Annotated in this window: 17 protein-coding genes and 1 riboswitch; of the genes, 2 read left to right on the top strand and 15 right to left on the bottom strand. The window is 29.5% G+C overall.

The features are described 5' to 3' along the window. Nucleotides 1-5: 5 nt before the first annotated feature. From WJW32_RS06625 to WJW32_RS06590, 8 genes are all read right to left on the bottom strand, one after another. Nucleotides 6-2,378 (bottom strand): homocysteine S-methyltransferase family protein, encoded by a 2,373-nt coding sequence (locus WJW32_RS06625; protein WP_340256683.1) that lies wholly within the window; start codon nt 2,376-2,378, stop codon nt 6-8. A 5-nt stretch (nt 2,379-2,383) separates the two neighbouring features. Continuing rightward, nucleotides 2,384-3,241, bottom strand: a complete 858-nt coding sequence (locus tag WJW32_RS06620; RefSeq protein WP_340256681.1) for a methylenetetrahydrofolate reductase — start codon at nt 3,239-3,241, stop codon at nt 2,384-2,386. A 90-nt stretch (nt 3,242-3,331) separates the two neighbouring features. Further along, nucleotides 3,332-3,436: riboswitch (SAM riboswitch) on the bottom strand. Nucleotides 3,437-3,509: 73 nt separating this feature from the next. Then, entirely contained in the window at nt 3,510-5,237 is a 1,728-nt protein-coding gene (locus WJW32_RS06615; RefSeq protein ID WP_340256679.1) for an ABC transporter ATP-binding protein, read from the bottom strand. Nucleotides 5,238-5,643: 406 nt separating this feature from the next. Continuing rightward, nucleotides 5,644-6,495, bottom strand: coding sequence for an ABC transporter permease subunit (locus WJW32_RS06610; RefSeq protein ID WP_340256678.1), 852 nt, complete (start codon nt 6,493-6,495; stop codon nt 5,644-5,646). Next, a complete protein-coding gene (locus WJW32_RS06605; RefSeq protein ID WP_340256676.1) occupies nt 6,492-7,391 on the bottom strand; it encodes an ABC transporter ATP-binding protein in 900 nt (299 codons plus the stop codon). The genes WJW32_RS06610 and WJW32_RS06605 overlap by 4 nt, the downstream gene beginning before the upstream one ends. A 2-nt stretch (nt 7,392-7,393) precedes the next feature. Beyond that, complete coding sequence (locus tag WJW32_RS06600) at nt 7,394-8,497, bottom strand: hypothetical protein (protein WP_340256674.1); 1,104 nt, start codon at nt 8,495-8,497, stop codon at nt 7,394-7,396. Beyond that, a complete protein-coding gene (locus WJW32_RS06595) occupies nt 8,487-9,023 on the bottom strand; it encodes a sigma-70 family RNA polymerase sigma factor (RefSeq protein ID WP_340256672.1) in 537 nt (178 codons plus the stop codon). Before WJW32_RS06595 ends, WJW32_RS06600 begins: the two co-directional genes overlap by 11 nt. 118 nt (nt 9,024-9,141) lie before the next feature. After that, nucleotides 9,142-9,513: a hypothetical protein gene (locus WJW32_RS06590; RefSeq protein WP_340256670.1), complete on the bottom strand. Its 372-nt coding sequence runs from the start codon at nt 9,511-9,513 to the stop codon at nt 9,142-9,144. A gap of 402 nt (nt 9,514-9,915) precedes the next feature. Between WJW32_RS06590 and add the strand changes: the two genes are divergently transcribed. Beyond that, nucleotides 9,916-10,911: an adenosine deaminase gene (add, locus tag WJW32_RS06585; RefSeq protein WP_340256669.1), complete on the top strand. Its 996-nt coding sequence runs from the start codon at nt 9,916-9,918 to the stop codon at nt 10,909-10,911. A gap of 122 nt (nt 10,912-11,033) precedes the next feature. Continuing rightward, nucleotides 11,034-11,249 (top strand): hypothetical protein, encoded by a 216-nt coding sequence (locus WJW32_RS06580; protein ID WP_340256667.1) that lies wholly within the window; start codon nt 11,034-11,036, stop codon nt 11,247-11,249. Nucleotides 11,250-11,643: 394 nt separating this feature from the next. Here WJW32_RS06580 and WJW32_RS06575 read toward each other — a convergent pair whose 3' ends face one another. The 7 genes from WJW32_RS06575 to WJW32_RS06545 all read right to left on the bottom strand — a co-directional run bounded on the left by WJW32_RS06575 (nt 11,644) and on the right by WJW32_RS06545 (nt 20,564). Beyond that, complete coding sequence (locus tag WJW32_RS06575; RefSeq protein ID WP_340256665.1) at nt 11,644-13,302, bottom strand: glycoside hydrolase family 13 protein; 1,659 nt, start codon at nt 13,300-13,302, stop codon at nt 11,644-11,646. An 11-nt stretch (nt 13,303-13,313) separates the two neighbouring features. Further along, complete coding sequence (locus tag WJW32_RS06570; protein ID WP_340256664.1) at nt 13,314-14,126, bottom strand: carbohydrate ABC transporter permease; 813 nt, start codon at nt 14,124-14,126, stop codon at nt 13,314-13,316. Beyond that, nucleotides 14,126-14,989 carry a carbohydrate ABC transporter permease gene (locus WJW32_RS06565; protein WP_340256662.1) on the bottom strand — a complete coding sequence of 288 codons (864 nt, stop codon included), beginning with the start codon at nt 14,987-14,989 and terminating at the stop codon, nt 14,126-14,128. The genes WJW32_RS06570 and WJW32_RS06565 overlap by 1 nt, the downstream gene beginning before the upstream one ends. 94 nt (nt 14,990-15,083) lie before the next feature. Further along, nucleotides 15,084-16,382 carry an ABC transporter substrate-binding protein gene (locus WJW32_RS06560; RefSeq protein WP_340256726.1) on the bottom strand — a complete coding sequence of 433 codons (1,299 nt, stop codon included), beginning with the start codon at nt 16,380-16,382 and terminating at the stop codon, nt 15,084-15,086. A gap of 232 nt (nt 16,383-16,614) precedes the next feature. Further along, nucleotides 16,615-17,634 carry a LacI family DNA-binding transcriptional regulator gene (locus WJW32_RS06555; RefSeq protein WP_340256660.1) on the bottom strand — a complete coding sequence of 340 codons (1,020 nt, stop codon included), beginning with the start codon at nt 17,632-17,634 and terminating at the stop codon, nt 16,615-16,617. A 130-nt stretch (nt 17,635-17,764) separates the two neighbouring features. Continuing rightward, nucleotides 17,765-18,877, bottom strand: coding sequence for an ABC transporter ATP-binding protein (locus tag WJW32_RS06550; protein WP_340256658.1), 1,113 nt, complete (start codon nt 18,875-18,877; stop codon nt 17,765-17,767). A gap of 19 nt (nt 18,878-18,896) precedes the next feature. Continuing rightward, the gene (locus tag WJW32_RS06545) at nt 18,897-20,564 is read right to left on the bottom strand and encodes a glycoside hydrolase family 13 protein (RefSeq protein WP_340256657.1); all 1,668 of its coding nucleotides are present in this window, start codon (nt 20,562-20,564) and stop codon (nt 18,897-18,899) included. Between the last annotated feature and the right edge of the window lie 416 nt (nt 20,565-20,980).

Raw genomic sequence — 20,980 nt, 5'->3', positions numbered from 1 at the left:
ATATATCATATTAATGAATCTACAAGCTTAACAGCACCAACTGCATCCTCACTGTATCCATTTGCTCCAGATTTTATTGCGAATTCTTCTGTAACTACTGCACCTCCAGCTATTATTTTAATATCGGGAAGTTCCTTTCTTATATAATCTATAGTTGTAGTTATTTCACTCATAGTAGTTGTCATAAGAGCACTTAAAGATATTACATCTGCCTTTTCTTCTTTAGCTGCATTTAAAAACTTATCAGCAGGCACATTCTTTCCTAAATCAATTACCTTATATCCATGTGATTTTAACATAACACTTACCATGTTTTTTCCTATATCGTGTACATCTCCTTTAACAGTTCCTATCACTATAGTTCCCTTAGTTTTAAGGTCAAAATTCAAGGTATTCTTTATGATATCAAATATCTTTTCAACTATTTCTGCACTAAGCATTAATTGTGGAAGGAAATACTCTTTGTTTTCAAATTTATTACCTACTATATTAAGTGCCTCTATAAGTCCTTCATCTATTATCTCTGATTTATCTATATTTTCATCTAAAAGTTTTTTAGTTATATCTAATGCCTTATATGATCCATTTACTATACATTTTTTAAGTTGATCTATTGATATAATGTCATTTGATTCATCTATTTCACTTTTTAAAATACTTTTTTTGCTGTTTAAATTTATATAGTTAGTTACATTCTCATCTCTATTTGATAAAACAGATGCTGCTTGATAAGAATTCATAATATTTTCATCTAATGGATTGAGTATTGCAAGGTCTAATCCATTTGAAATAGCCATAGACAAGAATGAGCTATTTAACTTGCTTCTACTTGGAAGTCCAAAAGATATATTACTAACACCTAAAACTATGTTTACATCTAATTCTTCCTTTATAATTTTTATACTCTTTAAAGTCTCAATAGCTGCTTTATTATCTGTAGATACACTTATGCACAATGGATCTATGTATATGTCTTTTTTAGGTATATTATAGTCAATGCATCTATTAACTATTTTCTTAGCTATTTCAAGCCTTTCTTTTGCACTATTTGGTATGCCATTTTCATCAAGAGTAAGACCTATAACCCCAGCTCCATATCTTTTGACTAGAGGAAGTATAGATTCAAGACTTTTTTCTTCTCCATTAACAGAGTTTACTATAGCTTTTCCATGATAATTTTTTAAAGCTTCCTCTAAAACATCTTTATCTGTGGAATCTATAGATAAAGGTGCATTTACATTCTTTTGAATCAAATTTATGAGATTTTTCATAACATATGCTTCATCTATTCCATCAACACCAACATTTACATCTATCACATGTGCTTTATTTTCGACTTGAATTTGAGCTTCTTCTTGAGCTATTAAAAAATCTCCATCTTTTATTTTTTGAGCTAGTTTTTTGTTTGCTGTAGGATTTATTCTCTCTCCTATTATTTTTGGAATATAGTTTTTACCTATCTTTACTATCTCTTCTCTACTTGAAAGTATTGATACTTGTTCTAAGTTCCTTTTTGTAGGTTTGAAATCTTTAATTCTTTTTTTTATAAATTTAGTATGCTCAGGAGTTGATCCACAGCATGAACCAAATATGTTAACTCCTATTTCAAAATATGGCTCAATTTTTTGTATAAAAGCTTTCCCATTCAGTGGATAATATATGCTGCCATCTTTTATAACAGGAAGACCTGCATTTGGTTGAACTATAACAGGTAAGGAAGTAGTTTTACATATCTTCTTAGTAACTTCTATTAATTCCTCTGGTCCTCCCGAGCAGTTTACCCCAACAGCACTAGCACCTAAAGATTCTAATACTATAGCTGCTGATTCTGGGCTAACCCCTGTTAATGTTCTATCTCCTTCATAAGTTAGTGTACATATAACCGGTATATCACATACATCCTTTGCTGCTAAAAGAGCTGCTCTTATCTCTCCTAAATCATTGAATGTTTCAAGAAGTATAAAGTCTGGATTTTTACTTGCCAAAGCATTTATTTGTTCTTTAAATATTTCATATATATCATCAAAACTATTGTTTCCTATAGGTTCTACAAATTTTCCAGTAGGTCCAACAGATGCAGCTACATATTTATTATATTTGTCAGCTATTTTTCTAGCTATTTCTACTGCTTTTGAGTTAATCTCATACACCCTATCTTCAAGGTTATACTCTTTAAGTTTTACACTGCTTCCTCCAAATGTATTAGTAGTTATAACATCTGCCCCTGCCTTTAAATATTTTTCATGTATTTTAATTACCTTGTCCGGATAATCTACATTCATAAGTTCAGGACAATGCCCAGGCTTTAATCCATCTTCCTGTAGCATAGTTCCCATAGCACCATCAAACACCAACAATTCTTCTAATATCTTAGTCATATCTATCACCCCTGTAATAATTCTAAAGTCAAATCATAATCCTTCATAGGAAATATATGAATCCCTTTTGACATGCCCTTTATATTTAAGTATGTCTCTTTTAATATATTTAAAGTCTCTTTTTTCCCACCTTTATCAAGTCTATCTATAAGTTTATTAGGAACATCAATCCCAGTAACATTGTTGTTTAGATATCTTGCAAACTTGATAGACTTTAAAGGCATAAGTCCATATAATATTGGAATGTCTATATGTTCAATTTTTTTTGTGAATTTCTCTAGTTTTTCAATATCAAATACAGGCTGAGTTTGAAAAAAGTTTACTCCACTTTCTATCTTTTGATGAAACTTATCTATCTCTTTTTCTAAATCATCACTGCACGGATTCACCACTCCTCCAATGAAAAAATCAGTTTTTTCTTCTAATTTATTTCCACTAAAATCAAATCCACCGTTTAGTTTAGATACAACTTGAGTAAGACCTATAGAGTCAGTATCAAATACCCCAGTTGCATTTTTATGATCTCCAACCTCTGGTTTATCTCCTGTTAATGTTAATATATTTTTAACCCCTAAAGCATTGGCTCCAAGTAATTCTGATTGAATAGATAGAATGTTTCTATCCCTACATGCAAAGTGAAATATAGCTTCAATGTCAAGCTTACTTTGTACTATGCTTCCTAAAGCTATAGGACTCATCCTCATGTTAGCCATAGGATTATCTGGTATATTAACTCCATCTATTAAATGTGCTAGCTTTTGTATCCTATTTATTTCAGATTCTGAACTACCAGACTTTGGTGGTTCTATCTCTATAGTGGTTACAAATTCTTTTCGTTTAATTTTTTCCCTTAATTTTTTCATATTAATCCTCCCTCTCTTATTAAGTTTAAAGAGATAAGAATCCTAAATAAAAAAACCTCTTTCGACTGAAAGAGGTTACAATTCATAGAAAGCTTATCTTTCAGCTAATTAGCTGCTGGATTTAGCACCGATGCACATTCGTGCCGGTTGCCGAGACTTCACTGGGCCAGATCCCTTAGTCTCTCTTGATAAGAGTTTATTTTGTTTTTTTACATACTATATCATCTTGAAATATATGTCAAGCTTTTTTCTGAATATTTAATGCTTTTTAATATTCATATATATCCTCAAACTGTAACTTATAAAGATCACTATAAATTCCTTCTCGATCTATAAGTTCATCATGACTTCCACATTCCGTTATTCCATCATTAGTAAGAACTATTATCTTATCTGCATTCTTGATAGTAGTAAGTCTATGAGCTATAACTAATGTCGTTCTATTTCTAGATAAATCATATAAAGATTTTTGGATAATTCTTTCTGTTTGAGTATCAAGTGCAGATGTAGCCTCATCTAGTATTAAGATAGGTGGATTTTTAAGGAATATCCTAGTTATAGCAATTCTCTGTTTTTGACCTCCAGATAGTCTAACTCCTCTTTGACCAATATAGGTATCGTATCCATTTTCAAGATTTATTATAAACTCATGTGCATTAGCTTTTTTAGAAGCTTCTATTATTTCTTCATCTGTTGCATCATACTTTCCATAAAGTATATTTTCTTTTATAGTACCTGAAAATAAGAATACATCCTGCTCTACAACTCCTATATTTTTTCTTAAATCCCTTATCTTCATATCCTTTATATTTACTGAATCTATCTTTATAACTCCATTACTTACCTCATAAAATCTAGGTATTAATCTTAAAAGTGTAGTCTTTCCTGCACCAGAAGGCCCTACTATTGCTATAGTTTCTCCAGACTTAACACTCATATTTATTCCTGTAAGTATACTTTTGTTGTTATTGTATCCAAATCCTACATCTTCAAATTCTATATTACCTTTTAATTTATCAATATTTATTGCATCTTGCTTTTCTTGAATTTCAGTCTTTATTTCCATAACCTCCATAAATCTTGCAAAACCTGCCATACCTCTTTGATAATTTTCGATTAATGTAGTTATCTTTCGTATAGGCTGTAAAAACATAGATACATATAATAAAAATCCTATTAAATCACCTATTGTAAATTCATTATTGTATATAAGATATGATCCATACATTAGTACGACAAGATTTATAATGTTTGAAAAAAATGTTATTCCGCTAAAAAATTGTCCTAATACCTTATATGATTTTTGTTTTGTTTCTTTAAAGCTTTTATTTCCTAAATCAAATTTATATTCTTCATATTCTTCATTGTTAAAAGCTTTTACAACTCTTATACCAGATATAGAATCCTCAGCTTGAGCGTTTATCTCTCCGATCTTAACTCTTAAATCTCTAAATGATTTTTTTAACTCTCTGTTTTTAATAATTGTGAATGTAAGCATTATAGGCATTATAGAGAATATTACTAAAGTCATTTTCACATTTAGTGTAATCATTATACAGAATGATCCTGCTAGCGTAACGAATGCTATAAATAAATCCTCTGGTCCATGATGGGCAAGTTCTGATATTTGATTTAAATCGTTTACAAGTCTTGACATTATCTGTCCAGTCTTTACGTTATCAAAGTAAGAAAATGAAAGCTTGTTTATATGTTTAAAAAGTTTTCTTCTCATGTCGTACTCTATTCTAACTCCTAAAGTATGCCCCCAATAATCTACTATGAACTGAAGTATAGCTCTTACTATATATAGCGTTAAAAGCAATATTCCAAAGTATATAATTCTTTGTATATTCCCACTTGGTAATAAATCATCTATTATTTTTTTCGTTAATACGGGGAATACAAGGTTCATTAAAGACATTATAAATGCACACGTAAAATCAAGTGTAAATAAAGCACGATGAGGTTTGTAGTACTTGATAAATTCTCTTATCATCCAATCACTTCTTTCTTAAGTTTCACTTTATTCTATTATAGTTTATTTTTCTAAATCTTCACTATATTTATTCAAGATTTTTCCTTTGAAATTTTTTTATATTATCGTAAAAGAAGTCTATACTAAGAAAGTAAAGGATATTATTTATTTAAATCCATTTTAAATTTAAGAACTGTACTTACAAAAATGAAGGGTATTAAAATGTTAGAGAATGATTTAAATGTTTTTATATAAAACTTGAGTTACAGCGTTTGAATATCCGTTAAGAAAGTTCGTTGTCTAACCGTTAGGGAGTTTAGAACTTTTAGGATATTCAATAAGATGTAACTCTTAGTTTTATTAAGAACTTTAATACATTCACGTTATTTTAATACCCTTCATTTTGGCATTAAGATGTATATTTCCCTTATAAATCTCTTCTTTGAAATTTTCTAACAGCTAATATCAGCATAACTAATATATACACTAAAATATAAATCATCATAGCAACACTTGGTTGAGTTTTGGCACCCACAAAACTGCTTATACTCAGATTCAATCCAGATGATGTTGTAAATAAGAGAGAAGAAGCTTTTTTCTGAATTATATCAGACGGTATTATGAGACTAGTTATAATACCTGTGTTGCTTAAGGCTTGTTTTGTATTTTCAATAGTAATAACTCCAGAGATTTGCTCTAAAAAACCACCTATCATACCGAAAAAATACATTATAAGTAATGTAATTCCAGATGCCATTGTTGACATAGAGCAGCTAAAGAATATTCCTATTGATGTAAGCAAAATTGGTAAAAGATACAGTGCTAACAATGATTTTAATATAGATTCAAATGCTAGATTAACTATAAATCCTTTTCCAAAAAATATATTAAGTTCTATTATCCCCAAATAAAAAAAGGTAACATAAGGTATTAGTACTAATAATATTCCTATATATTTTCCTAAAACTATTTCATATCTTTTTATGGGCTTTGCTAGTATAGCATCGTATGTTCCATTGTCTATCTCAGATGAAATAGCTCCAACACTTGAGAATATGGATAAAAATGATACTATAAATACCATAGCATAAATTCCCATAGATATAAGCTGACTAGATAAAGTAGCTCTCATAAAAGGCTCTTGTAATTCTAATGAATCATATGCAAAATAAAGTGCAGTCCCATATAATATCAGGAAAATAGCTGTAAGTCCAAGAGTTAAATACAGTATTTTTTTCTTTCTTATTTCAATAAATGTAAGCCTTATTATTGTACTCATCTTTCGTCCACCTCTCCAACTGTATTTATAAATAATTCTTCAAGTGCATTCTCTTTTCTCTTTATCATATATAACAATCCGTTATTTTTAACTATTGTATTTACAATCTTTGGAATAGTTTCATTATCAATATGTATTTCTATCTGATTATTTACAATATTAATCATAGGATCAAACTTTTTTAAATCACTTATCATATTATCATTTATATTTTCTACAAAAGCCATTACTGGTGAATATATTAGTTCATCCATTGTTCCTACTTTTTTAATCTGACCTTTATCTAATATAGCAATTCTATCTGATATCAGTTCAACTTCACTTAATAAGTGAGTATTTAGAAATATTGTCTTCCCTTGATTTTTTAAATCAATTATAATATCACGAACCTGCTTTCTTCCAACAGGATCTAGTGCACTTGTAGGTTCATCTAGGAACAATATTTTAGGATTTGAAATAATAGCACATCCAAGACCTATTCTTTGCTTCATACCCTTACTGTACTCTTTTAACTTCTTATTTTCATGACCTTTAAGTCCTATAGTTAAGAGAACTTCTTCTATTCTCTTTTTTATAGCTTGCTTATCCATCTTGTATAAAAGCCCATGATTGAATAAAAGCTCATATCCTGTAAGCCAATTTTGATATTGAAAAAGCTCAGGTAAATATCCTATTTCCTTTCTAACTTCTACATTACCTATGCTTTTTCCTAGAATCATGCCTTCTCCAGATGTTGGATGGAGTATTCCTAGAAGTGTTCTTACGAATGTACTTTTCCCAGCACCATTTTTTCCAAGAAAACTAAAAACTTCCCCCTCTCTTATAGAGAGGGAGATATTATTAAAACCACCTTTTCCATTAAATTGTTTAGTTAAATTGTTAGTTTGTATAACCATAATTAAAACATCTCCTCAATTGCCTGTAATACTTCTTTTTCTTCGCAATCACTATTTATTATATACGTATTTCCTTCGTAGTTAAAAAATATACCTATATGAGAGTAAGATTCATCTTTATTTTTTATTAATACAGCTTTTTGTCCATTAACAGTTATATCCTTTTTTATTTGAGATTCTGGGTTATAAGGTATTACAAGTGTAGATTCTAACTTATCTATAGATGCAAATTGTCTCTTTAAATCTTCTGGTAATATTTTCATAGTAATCACTGTTTTTATTAAATCTTTTTCATCTACATCTTTTGGAATTTTAATCTCAGGTGTTTTCATTTGTATAACCTGTATATAATCCTCTCTTGAGTTTTTATCCCCTTGTTCTTTTTTATTCATTGTATATGACATAGAGTCTTCAAAACTAATACCGAAGTTCTTATTATCTAAAGATTTTGGAAGCTTAGTATCCTCTCCCAAATAAGCTAATAAATCGTTAGCTTTATCTACATCTAGTTTCATATTTAGATTTGTTGCTGGGATTTTATTTACATATTCGTATTTAAAGTTTTCAGGTAATTTAATTGTGTTATCTATTTTTAATTCTTTTTTTATTATGTCTGCTGTTGGGTTCTCTAAAGGTGGAAGTGCTTTTTCCTTTGAATTCACGCTTAGATTTCCTATTTCTCCTATTTCAAGTTCACCTGTACCTTTATCAAATAATTCCTGAATTTCTCTCAAGTCTTTCTCATTAATAGCAACACTTTTCACTTCTTGAACTCTAAAAATCTTTAAAAAATCTTCTGCCATTGCTCTAACAGGCTCTGCAAATACTAATCCAGTACAAACGACTAATCCTGCCGCTACTGCTGTCCATCTTCTCATATTTTTATTCATATTTATACCTCTCCTTTTTTGTACCTTTATATTCGTTCTTAATGGTATTTCTATATCTTTGTTTAATAAATTTTGTATTGATTTATCTTGGTAATTTAACATGTCGTATTTTTGCTTACATTTTGGACAATAGTTTATATGTCTTAATGCTTCATCTACATCTCCTTCATAGCTATTATCTATTATTTGTTGAAGTACCTTTTCTTCATAGCACATTTAAATCACCTTCTCCTTCATATAGTTTTAAAAACTTTTTCTTTCCTCTTGCTATAATCTGACCTATATTATTTTTAGGAATATTGGTCGCATTGTGTATTTCATCATAAGAGTATCCAGAAAATTTTAAGATAAGACATGTACTTTGTTCATTTGAAAGACTAGATAATATATTTCTAACTGATTTTATCTCTTCTTTTCTAAATATTTGATCCTCTATACTAAATATATTGTTTATATCCTCCAACATATTTTCTTCTCTTTTTAACCTTCTTTTTTCGCCTCTTATGTAATTAAGTGCTAAATTAGTAGCAACTTTAGATAACCAGGCTCCTACAAACTCTATATCCTCTTTTGTGTTATAGTACTTTATAAATACTTCTTGAGTTATATCTTCTGCTAATTCATTACTTCCTAATAAATAATATAATTGTTTGTATACTACGGGATAATATTTTTCATAGTTTGTTTGAAATTCTTCTTCTTTTAATTTTTTTCTTCTTAGGATCCTAAAAATCTCGATCACCTCCTGCTCTCATATATATAAACACCACTGTATTAAAAAAAATGACACTTTTATTTTAATTTTTTTATTCATAATAAATGCCATGGCTTTAGTCAAAACCATGGCATCCAATCTAATATTATTCCTCAGGTTCAAATTCCCAATCAACTTCATAATACCCTTTGGTATTTTCCCCTGTTGCAATAAGTCTATATATAGTATTTTTCTTAATAGGTACACTTATACTAGATTTTTCATTTGTATTAAAGGTTTTAACTACATCTCCATTATATTTATAAAGTCCCATTCTTAAAGAACCTTTTTTAACCTTAGATTTATAATTTATCTTTAGATTTCCATCCTTAGGATATCTTATTTCAGTTTCTTCACTCGAGTTAAAATCTGAATAAGTACTTTTAAATGTATTATCTGTACTAGTTACTTCACCATTGATACTTCTTTCATAATTATTAATTTCATTACTATATGTTTTACTTGAAGATGCTGTCATATCTATATCATTTCTTTTATAATTGTTGGTTCCCTGTGGTTAAAGTCCACAGCAAAGTATCTAGTCCTCTATTCTTGCTGTCTTTATATACATAAACAACTGTAAATATCCAAAATAAAATTTTACATATACTAATTATAATACTTACCCCAGCTAATAAAGACATATTACTAATAATGTGTATAAATATATTATCAATAAAATTAGTATTCTCATACATGCTATTCATTAAAATCACTCTCTCTTTATTTATATTATAATGAATATTATACACCATTTGTATATTTATGGTAATCAATGCAGTCAATTTAATTTCTTTTCATAATTTTCTTTCAAAAATTTATAGTATGAAACCGATTCCTGTGGTACAATATCCTATAATACAGTTAAGGGGTGATTTTGATGGATTTAAGTAAAATACCTAAAATAGAACTACATTGTCATCTTGATGGAAGTGTTAGACCTGGTACAATATTAGATATAGCTAACAAAGATAATATAGATATTCCAACTTATGATATAAATGAACTAAAAAAATATATAACAGCTCCTGAAGAGTGCCACTCTTTAGATGAATATTTAGCTACATTTGATATAGCTAATAAGGTTATGCAGACAAAGGAAAACATCAAAAGGATTGCATACGAGCTTCTTGAAGATGTTTCAAAATATAATGTAAAGTATATAGAGATGAGATTTGCTCCTTTATTTCACATGGCAAAAGGACTTAAATTTGATGAAATAATTCAAAGTGTTTTAGATGGAATTAAACAAGCTGAAAGTAAGTTTGATGTAAGAGCAAACGTAATACTATGCTGTATGAGACATATGAGTGCTGATGATGCTGTATTTGTAATAGAAGAAGGTAGAAAGTTTTTAGGTAAAGGTGTTGTTGCAGTTGATCTTGCAGGTAGTGAAAGCTTAAATTTTCCCGAAAAGTTTAAAAAAGCATTCGACCTTGCTAAAAGTTATGGATACAATATAACAATTCACGCAGGAGAAACTGGAATTGGTGAGAATGTATTTAAATCTATTGAGATGCTTCATGCTCAGAGGATTGGCCATGGCGTATTTGCCAAAGACTGTACTAAATCATATCAAATGCTAAAGGATATGGGTGTTACACTTGAAATGTGCCCAACTAGCAACGTTCAAACAAAGGCTGTTAATGCATACGAAGAACATCCTTTAAAAAATTTCTTAGATGATGATATAAGAATTAGTATAAATACAGACAATATGACTGTATCAGATATAGATTTAAATAGAGAGTTCAAAATATTAAGTGAAGTTAAAAACTTAACTGAAGAAGATTTTAAAAGAATCTATCTGTACGGAGTAGATGCATCTTTTGCATCTGATGAGGTTAAAGAAGAATTAAGAAAGTATGTACATTAAAAATGACGCTTATTGAAATTTTAATTACTTCAATAAGCGTCATTTTTTCTATCTATCTCACTTTACAGAATTAATGATATTATGTTATTATTTGGCAAATATAGTTATAAAAGGAGAGTTAAATGAATAAGAATTCCAAATCTAGTGATCTATTCATTAGAATTCTAACAAGTATTATAATAGTTCTGAATTTTTTAGTAGCAAAAAATTCAAACTACCATAATGACAATCTTATGATCGAACTTATAATAGTTGGTTTAATCAACTTCATTATTTTTAAAGCACTTGAAAAAATCAAAACCCATTTCACAAGACAATACAATGACACTGATCTTTAAAATCATAATATATTTAATAAAATGAGGTCAGGTTAAATTTTTCAATATAGTAAGATTCCCATTAAAACTTTCTATGAAAATGTTAGCGAATACGTTTAGATATTTTGACTAATATAACTTAGGTTTTATCGTTTAATAATCAGTTTAAAAATTTATGTGTCCGACCGGAGGGAGTTCGTAAATTTTAGGAGTATTAATAAGATAAAACCTTAGTTATATTCAAAATATAGTTGTATTAACGGTATTTTTATAGGAAGTTTTTGATAACCCACCGAACCAAAAAATAACCCAGATTTCATTTGTACGAAATCTAGGTTATTAAGTATAATTATTTCAGTGCGTGCCATTTTTCGCTTAATCACTAATATATTTATAAAATTACAATTTTAATATATTAACTAATCTTATAAACTCTAGCCTCATAAGGCTTTAACTTTATAACATCTGAATTTATCTCATCTACCTCATAATTACTAATACCTACCTCAAATCTTTTACCCTTATACTCATCAGGAATCTTAAACTCAACTTCCTTATCAAAGAAATTAAGTATAACTAAAATAACCTCATCATCTAATCTTCTAACATATGAGAATATATTCTCATCGTCTTTATATATAAGCTCTAAATCCCCATATACTATAACAGGATTTTCTTTTCTAAATTTGATTAACTTTTGATAATAGTAAAATACTGAATTCTTATCTTCTAATGATTTTTTAACATTTATCTCTTTGTAATTAGGATTAACATCAATCCAAGGTGTTACATCACTAAATCCTGCATTTTCACTATCATCCCATTGAATAGGAGTTCTAGCATTATCTCTTGATGTTGGCTTTATTCTCTTTAGAAGCTCATCATGTGATACTCCCTCATCTATTTTCTCTTTATAGTAATTTAGAGTTTCAACATCTCTATAGTCCTTCATATCATCAAAATAAACATTAGTCATACCTATTTCTTCACCTTGATATATATATGGTGTTCCTTGGAATGTATGAATTAAAGTAGCCAGCATCTTAGCCGATTCTACTCTATATTCTTTGTCATTTCCAAATCTAGATACCATTCTAGGTTGATCATGATTATTCATAAATAGTGAGTTCCAACCTCTATCCTTTAAATCATCATACCATCTCATGAATATATCTTTTACATCCTTTAGCTTCCAATCAGAATCTAAGAATTTATCACTTGGATGATTAGGCATATCCATAAGGTCGAAATGGAATATCATATTAAGCTCATCTCTATTTTCATCTACGTATAAGTGTCCCATAGAAGAAGGTACACAAGGAGCTTCTCCTACTGTCATCATATCATATTTGCTAAATACTTCTTTGTTCATCTCTTTTACATAATCATGTATCTTCGGTCCATTTATATATATTCCATCAGGACTATCTACTACATCTGGAAATCCTTCTTTCTTAGAATACATGTTGAATACATCCATTCTAAATCCATCTATACCTTTATCAAGCCAATATCTCATCATCTTGTATATATCATTTCTCATATCTTCATTTTCCCAGTTTAAATCTGGTTGTTTTTTAGTGAATAGATGTAAATAGTATTGTCCTGTTTCTTCATGATACTGCCAAGCACTTCCTCCGAAGAATGAGTTCCAGTTATTTGGGCAACTTCCATCTTCTTGTGGGTCTCTCCATATATAGTAGTCTCTATATGGATTGTCTTTTGAAGAACAAGACTCGACAAACCACTTGTGTTCATCCGAGCAGTGGTTTACCACTAAGTCCATAAGTATCTTTATTCCTCTATCATGAGCTTCCTTTAATAACCTATCGAAGTCCTCCATAGATCCAAACTCATCCATTATATCTTGATAATCACTTATATCATATCCATTATCATCATTTGGAGATTTATATACAGGGGATAGCCATATAACATCTATCCCCAATAATTTTAAATAATCTAGTTTTTCTATTATTCCGTTTAAGTCACCTATTCCATCTTTGTTTGAATCTTTAAAACTTCGTGGATATATTTGATATACTACTGCTTCTTTCCACCATGTTCTTTTCATATATATCTCTCCTATTTAATACTTCCAGCTGTAACACTCTTTATAATGTGCTTTTGAGCTATAAAGTAGAATATTATAACCGGTATTATAGTTAATGTAAGTCCTGCTAGAGCTAAATGCCACTGCTTAGTATACTCTCCGAAGAAGAAGAACGTTCTAAGTGGTATAGTGTGAGTTTCTGGTTTGTTTATAATTAAAGATGGAAGTAGGAAGTCATTCCATATCCAAACAGTATTAAGTATTGATACTGTTATAGTTATAGGTTTTAATATAGGGAATATAATGTACCAGAAAGTCTGCCATTTGCTGCATCCATCTATAGTAGCTGCCTCATCTAATTCTTTAGGTATTCCTTTTACAAATCCGTGGTATAAGAATATAGAAAGACTGCATCCAAATCCTAAATATGTGAACATAAGTCCTGGTATGTTTAATAAATTAAGTTTTCCCATCATACGTATAAGTGGTAGCATTACAGCTTGGAATGGTATTAGCATTGATGCTATAAATGCGAAAAATATAAATCCACTCATCTTTGTTTTTGTTCTTTCAAGCATCCATGCTGCCATTGCGGAAGATATAACTATAAGTATTATACTTCCAACAGTTATCATAAGTGAATTTAAGAATACATGCAAGAAATCTAATCTATTAAATGCCTCTATAAAGTTCTCAAAATTTAATGATTCTGGTAATCCTAATGTATTTTGGAATAATTCCTTCTTAGTTTTAAAAGCATTGACAATTATAATATAAAAAGGTGAAAGATATATTAATCCAACAATAGCACCTATTATTCCTAAAAGTAATTTTTTAGTCTTCATTACATTTCCACCTCGCCTTTTTTCGTGATATATACTTGGCTTAATGTTATTCCCCCTATAACTAAGAAGAATATAACCGCTTTAGCTTGTGCTACACCCATATTGTTAAATTTAAAAGCTGTATTGTAAATATTCATAGCAAGCATTTGAGTAGAGTTTGCTGGTCCTCCTCCTGTTAAAGACAAGTTTTGATCGTATAACTTGAATGAGTTTGAAAGAGTTAAAAATAAACTAACTGTAAATGCTGGTCTTACAAGTGGAAATACTATATGCTTTACTCTTTGCCAAGCATTAGCTCCATCTATTCTAGAAGCCTCTATTAATTCTTGAGGTATATTCTGAAGTGCTGCTATATATATAATCATTAAATAACCTGACATTTGCCAAGACATAAGTATTACAAGTCCCCAAAATCCTGTTTCAGTATTAGATAACCATCCTAAAAGCCAAGTAGCTCCAGTAGCTTCTCCTAATGCTGCAAAAGCTTTTGTAAATATAAATTGCCATATAAATCCTAATATAAGCCCACCAATTAAGTTTGGCATAAAGAATACTGTTCTAAGAATATTGCTCATCTTAAGCTCTCTAGTAACTAAAAGTGCTAAAGAAAAACCTATTATATTTATAGTAATCACAGAAGCTATAGTGAATTTAGTTGTAAATATAAACGATTTTAAAAATCCTTTATCCTTAAAAACTTCCATGTAATTTTCAAATCCAATTAATGTAATATTTGAACTTATCCCATTCCAATCTGTAAATGAATAATATATTCCGAATAAAAGTGGTATTACAACTATTAATGTAAACGCAAATACTGCTGGCCCTACGAAGCCCCAAAATGCTAGTCTATTCTTTTTCATAAAATTCTCTCCTTTACTATGAACTTCAAGCCACCTATTTTTTTTTATAAAATAGGAAAGTCTAATTAGACTTTCCTATTCATTATTTTATTATCTATTTTCTTGCTTTAGCCCAAGTAGCTTTAGCATCTTCAACTAATTGATCCCAAGTCATATCTCCTGCAACATATTGTTGTATATCTGCTCCAAGATTATCCATTCCCCAAGCTGATGGATATCCCATGAATACCCACGGCATAGTCTTTCCTTCATTAGAATATCTTATTATTTCCTTAGCTAATGTATCTTGTGGTTGTAAATTATCTGCATCATATCCTTTTAATGCTGGTATAAATTTAAACTTGTTTATTATTAAATCTTTTCCTTCATCAGAAGTATATAACCAATTTAAGAAATCTTTTGAAGCTTTTTTAACTTCTTCATCTTTACCATTATTTATTGACCAATACATTGGAACTCCAACTGGTATAGAATCTTCTTTTACTCCTTCAAGAGGCATAGGAAGCATTGCTATATTAGCTGCTAACTCTTCATCAACACCTGCTACACTTCCATAAGCCCAGTTACCTTGTTGAATTATAGCAACTTGACCTAAAGAGAATAACTCTTCAACTTGAGTTGAGTAGTCAACACTGTTTAAAGAAGCTTTTTTACCATCTGGCATATATGCATAATCAGCTTGTAAGTCTACAAGTTTTTTCAATGAATCAGCATATTTAAATTCTAATTCCTTTGCATTAAATGCATTAGTTACATTTCCAAACTCATTTGAGAAAGCAACATTTGATAAATGAAGTCCAGTTACCCAAGTTTCTTTTGCTGGGAATGCAAATACAGATTTAAGTCCTAATTCTTCTTTTTTAGAATCAAGTAATTTAACTGCATTTTCTAAATCAGCAAATGTCTTTATAGATTCTGGATCTATTCCAGCTTTTTTAAATAACTCTTTGTTATATATAAATCCGTATCCTTCTTGATTGAATGGCATACCGTATATTTTTTCATCTTTAGTTACAGGCTCTAAAGTTCCATCGTAAGCCTGAGATACCCAAGATTCAGTAGATAAATCTTCTAGCTTTTCACTCCAGTCGATCATATCTTGCGGTCCACCTATATTGAATATTGCAGGTTCTTCTCCAGACGCAAACTTAGATTTTAAAGCCGCACCGTAGTCATCTCCTCCACCTACTGTTTGAATGTTGATTTTTACATTAGGATTTTTCTCCATATAGATATTAGCTGCTTCTTCTAGAGCATCTTTAGCTTCTACTTTAAATTGGAAAATATCTACATTAACCTTACCACTTGCACTATCTTTAGAAGATCCACAAGCAGTTAATGATAGCATTAATGCTAAAACACATGCAAATACCGAAAATACTTTTTTCTTCATTTTCACCTTTCACCACTCCCTTTGTAAAATTTAGTTGAATCTTTGTGCAATCGTTTGCACTAAATAATAAAAAAATATAGGCTATAGACTTATTAATCCATAGTAATCTATCTAAATCGAATAGAGTGAAACTTAATTCAGGTGGAGTTTTTACTCCAACTGAATTTTTAGTTAAACTAATCCAGAAGCTTTAGCTTTCGGATAAAATCTTTTCACCTTACTCAATTTAAAACTAAATTGACTTTGTAGAATCTCTTTCTATTATCTTGTGAGATATAATCTCTTTTTTAAACTCATTTTCATTACCTTCCAATATGCTAAATAGTTTTTCACAAGCCCTCTTTCCAAGTTCAGTAGAATTAATATCTATTGAAGTTATAGATGGATTTGAATACTTTGCCAAAATACTGTTATTAAAGCTGGCAAGCATTATATCCTCTGGAACCTTGTAGTTTTTCTCTTTTATCTTTTTCATAGATCCAAGACTCATAAGATCATCCGCAACTATAATAGCATCTGGAATATCATCTAAATTTAAAAGTTTATCAGTAAGCTTATATCCACTTTCTTCTAAGAATTTATCAAATATCAAATATTCATCTCTAAATTCTATATTATTATCTTTTAATGCCTTTTTATATCCTTCAAATCTGTTTTTAATAACTACTGAGTTTAGTTCTCCTCCTATAAAAGCTATTTTTTTTCTTCCCTTTTCTATTAAAAAAGAAGTTAATTCATAGGATGCTTTCTCATTGTCATTATCAACACTAGTTATATCATCATATTCAAGGCAAGAACCTATTAATACAAATGGGAACTTATTATCTCTTAAATATTTTATAGCTTCATCATGTTCATTAGATCGAGTAAGTATTAATCCATCAACCTTATTTCCTTTTATCAAGCACCTTAGCACATCTATTTCATCTTCATTTTTATGACTTGTGCAAATTAATATATCGTAGCACTTATCAGATGAAACAATACTTATCCCTCTTAATGATTCTTGAAAAAATGGATTCATTAATATATCTTCTGTTCCATATGGCATTACAACACCTATAGTATCAGTTTTTTTGTTTGCAAGTCTTCTAGCTATAGAGTTTGGATAATAGTTAAGCTCCTCCATAACCTTTAAAACTTTTTTCTTTGTGTTTTCACTTATTCTTGTATCTTTAGATATGACTCTCGAAACCGTAGAAGGAGATACCCCTGATTTTTGAGCTACATCCTTTATAGTAATACTTTTCATTCTACTACTCCTAATAAACTATTTTTAATTGTGCAATCGTTTGCACTAGTCTTTGTAATGTAATTTTATCACTTATATTTTTTAAAATCAAGAATAAATTTTTAATTTTTCAGTTTCTTTCGACAAAATTCTACAAAAGTATATTTGCTTCAGTTTCAACATCAAATAAGTGTATTTTATTTCCATCCATAGCTAAAACTACTTCTTCATCATCCTTTAACTTATATCTGGCATTTAGTCTAGCAGTTACATTTTCTCCACCTACATTTAAATATGCATAGATTTCTGCTCCCATATTCTCCTGTATTTCAACCTTGGCATTAAAAGATGTCTCCTTAGACGCTTCTATAAATACATTTTCCATATGAATATCCTCTGGTCTAATTCCTAAAACTACCTTTTTGCCTACATATCCTTTTTTCTTTAATATTTTACCTTTACCCAAAGGTATGTTTATTTTAACATCATTAAATGAAGCTACTATATTTTCATTTTCTTCATTAATATTAACTTCTACTAAATTCATTTGAGGTGCTCCAATAAATCCTGCTACGAACATATTCTTAGGATTTTCATAAAGTTCTTGCGGTGTAGCTATTTGCTGAACAAATCCATCCTTCATTACTACTATTCTGTCTCCCATAGTCATAGCCTCAACTTGATCATGAGTTACATATATAAATGTAGTTCCAAGCTTTTTATGAAGCTTACTTATCTCAGTTCTCATCTGAGTCCTAAGCTTAGCATCTAAGTTAGATAAAGGCTCATCCATTAAAAATACCTTCGGTTCTCTAACTATAGATCTACCTAATGCTACCCTTTGTCTTTGTCCTCCTGATAATGCCTTTGGCTTTCTAGTTAATACACTTTCTAACCCAAGTATTTTAGCAGCTTCTTTTACCTTTTCATCTATTTGATTTTTAGGAACCTTTCTAAGCTTTAAAGCAAAGGCCATATTATCATAAACACTCATATGAGGATATAGAGCATAATTTTGGAAAACCATAGCTATATCTCTATCCTTAGGTGGAAGATCATTAACAACTTTATCCCCAATCTTAAGTTCTCCTGAAGTTATATCTTCAAGCCCTGCTATCATTCTTAAAGTAGTAGATTTACCACATCCAGAAGGCCCTACAAGTACAACAAACTCCTTGTCTTTTATGTCTATATTTACGTTTTTAACCGCCTTATATCCATTGTCGTATTCTTTACATATATTACTTAATGTTACATTCGACATAAAACCATCTCCCTTAAGTTTATTTATCAACCTTATATAATCTCGCCTCATATGGCTTTAACGTTATATTAGATGTATCATCATGATGCTTCACATCGTAATTAGATAATAAAAGTTTATCATGACTTAAATCAAAATCGCTATATTCATATAAAGCATCAGTACCTTTTAGATTACATATGACAACTACTTTTTCATCTCCTAAAGTACGAGTATATGCATATATTTTATCATGATTTGATAAAATAAGGTTATATTTTCCATATGTGAATATTTCATTTTCTTTCTTTATCTTTATCATGTTTTTATAAAAGTTTAATACTGATTTTGGATCATCTAACTGCTTCTCTACATTTATATCCTTATAATTAGGATTAACACCTATCCAAGGTTTTCCAGTTGTGAATCCTGCATTTTCTGTATCATCCCACTGCATAGGAGTACGAGAATTGTCTCTTGAAGTCGCCCATACAAGCTTCATTATTTCATCGTGAGCTATACCTTCACTTCTTTTTATGTTATACATATTCCTAGTTCTAACATCGTCATATTCATCTATATTCTTAAAAGCTACATTAGTTATACCGATTTCTTGACCTTGATAAATAAATGGTGTACCCTGCATCATAAAATACATAAGTGCTAATGACGTTGCAGATTCTCTTAGATATTCTCTGTCATTTCCCCAAGTAGATACAACACGTGGTATATCATGATTTTCAATATATAATGCATTCCATCCCTTATTTTCAAGACCTTTTTGCCACTTAGTTAGTATCTTTTTAAGCTCTACTATATCTAGTTCTTTATTAGTTTGGGCATCCCATAAGTCTAAGTGTTCAAATTGGAATACCATATTAAATTTACCTTGTTTTTCACCAACCCAAAGATCTGCATCTTCAGTTTTAACTCCATTTGCCTCTCCAACAGTCATAATATCGTATTTTGCAAATGTGTTATCTCTTAGCATTTCAAGATATTTATGAATTCCATCTACATTCATATGCTTATCAAATGAAGGTACATATCTAAGATTTTTTGGATTAGGCATATCTATTAATCCCTTTTCCTTATTAATATGACTAATAGCATCTACTCTAAATCCATCAATTCCCTTATCCAGCCACCAATTTATCATATCGTATACTGCTTTTCTTACATCTTCATTCTCCCAATTTAGATCTGGTTGTTTTTTAGAGAATAGATGTAGGAAGTATTCATCTGTTTTTTCATCATGCTCCCAAGCTGATCCTCCAAAAATACTTTCCCAGTTGTTTGGTTCTTTTCCATCTTTGCCTTCACGCCATATATACCAATCACGCTTTGGACTTTCTTTTGAAGATTTTGATTCTACAAACCAAGGGTGTTCATCACTTGTATGATTTACAACCAAGTCTATTATAAGCTTCATATTTCTTTTATGAACCTCACTTAATAGATTATCAAAATCATCCATAGTTCCAAATTCATCCATTATATCTTGATAATCACTTATGTCATATCCATTATCATCATTAGGGGATTTATACATTGGACATATCCAAATTACATCTATTCCTAAATCTTTTAAATAATCTAATTTAGAAATTATACCGTTTAAATCACCTATTCCATCTTTATTTGAATCCATAAAACTTCTTGGATATATTTCATAAGCTACAGCTTCTTTCCACCATGCTTTTTTCATGTATAACCCCCCTCAATATAGTTTTATGCAAACGCTTGCATAAACATTTAAAAAAATATATTTGCTTACTAAGGTTATTGTTAATCCTCAGTGCAAACGGTTGCATTGATGTGTAAAAAAATATATCGAATTTTGTACTTATTTGTAATTAATTTTCTTATTATAAGAATATTATAAATTCATAAATTAGTCAAGCGTTTTCCTATGATTTTATAATATTTTTTTAATTTTCATTCAATTTTTAGTTATTTTTAATGCTTCTTAAATTTATTCAAAGTTTAAGAACTACACTTATAAAATAAAGCTTATTAAAATGTTAGCTACCTAAATTTCGTACAAATGTAATTATTTATTCACTATAAAATACCAATTGATCAAATCTCTAATTTGGAAAAATTATAGCTCTTAATCCCAAA

The sequence above is a fragment of the Tepidibacter sp. Z1-5 genome (assembly GCF_037844525.1).
Taxonomy (GTDB): domain Bacteria; phylum Bacillota; class Clostridia; order Peptostreptococcales; family Peptostreptococcaceae; genus Tepidibacter_A.
This window is presented reverse-complemented; position numbering and strand designations above follow the sequence as displayed.

What these genes read in the sequence shown, in the direction of transcription:
- WJW32_RS06625 (WP_340256683.1), bottom strand. Translation starts at nt 2,378, where the DNA reads ATGACTAAGATATTAGAAGAATTGTTGGTGTTTGATGGTGCTATGGGA.
- WJW32_RS06620 (WP_340256681.1), bottom strand. Translation starts at nt 3,241, where the DNA reads ATGAAAAAATTAAGGGAAAAAATTAAACGAAAAGAATTTGTAACCACT.
- WJW32_RS06615 (WP_340256679.1), bottom strand. Translation starts at nt 5,237, where the DNA reads ATGATAAGAGAATTTATCAAGTACTACAAACCTCATCGTGCTTTATTT.
- WJW32_RS06610 (WP_340256678.1), bottom strand. Translation starts at nt 6,495, where the DNA reads ATGAGTACAATAATAAGGCTTACATTTATTGAAATAAGAAAGAAAAAA.
- WJW32_RS06605 (WP_340256676.1), bottom strand. Translation starts at nt 7,391, where the DNA reads ATGGTTATACAAACTAACAATTTAACTAAACAATTTAATGGAAAAGGT.
- WJW32_RS06600 (WP_340256674.1), bottom strand. Translation starts at nt 8,497, where the DNA reads ATGTGCTATGAAGAAAAGGTACTTCAACAAATAATAGATAATAGCTAT.
- WJW32_RS06590 (WP_340256670.1), bottom strand. Translation starts at nt 9,513, where the DNA reads ATGACAGCATCTTCAAGTAAAACATATAGTAATGAAATTAATAATTAT.
- add (WP_340256669.1), top strand. Translation starts at nt 9,916, where the DNA reads ATGGATTTAAGTAAAATACCTAAAATAGAACTACATTGTCATCTTGAT.
- WJW32_RS06580 (WP_340256667.1), top strand. Translation starts at nt 11,034, where the DNA reads ATGAATAAGAATTCCAAATCTAGTGATCTATTCATTAGAATTCTAACA.
- WJW32_RS06575 (WP_340256665.1), bottom strand. Translation starts at nt 13,302, where the DNA reads ATGAAAAGAACATGGTGGAAAGAAGCAGTAGTATATCAAATATATCCA.
- WJW32_RS06570 (WP_340256664.1), bottom strand. Translation starts at nt 14,126, where the DNA reads ATGAAGACTAAAAAATTACTTTTAGGAATAATAGGTGCTATTGTTGGA.
- WJW32_RS06565 (WP_340256662.1), bottom strand. Translation starts at nt 14,989, where the DNA reads ATGAAAAAGAATAGACTAGCATTTTGGGGCTTCGTAGGGCCAGCAGTA.
- WJW32_RS06560 (WP_340256726.1), bottom strand. Translation starts at nt 16,382, where the DNA reads ATGAAGAAAAAAGTATTTTCGGTATTTGCATGTGTTTTAGCATTAATG.
- WJW32_RS06555 (WP_340256660.1), bottom strand. Translation starts at nt 17,634, where the DNA reads ATGAAAAGTATTACTATAAAGGATGTAGCTCAAAAATCAGGGGTATCT.
- WJW32_RS06550 (WP_340256658.1), bottom strand. Translation starts at nt 18,877, where the DNA reads ATGTCGAATGTAACATTAAGTAATATATGTAAAGAATACGACAATGGA.
- WJW32_RS06545 (WP_340256657.1), bottom strand. Translation starts at nt 20,564, where the DNA reads ATGAAAAAAGCATGGTGGAAAGAAGCTGTAGCTTATGAAATATATCCA.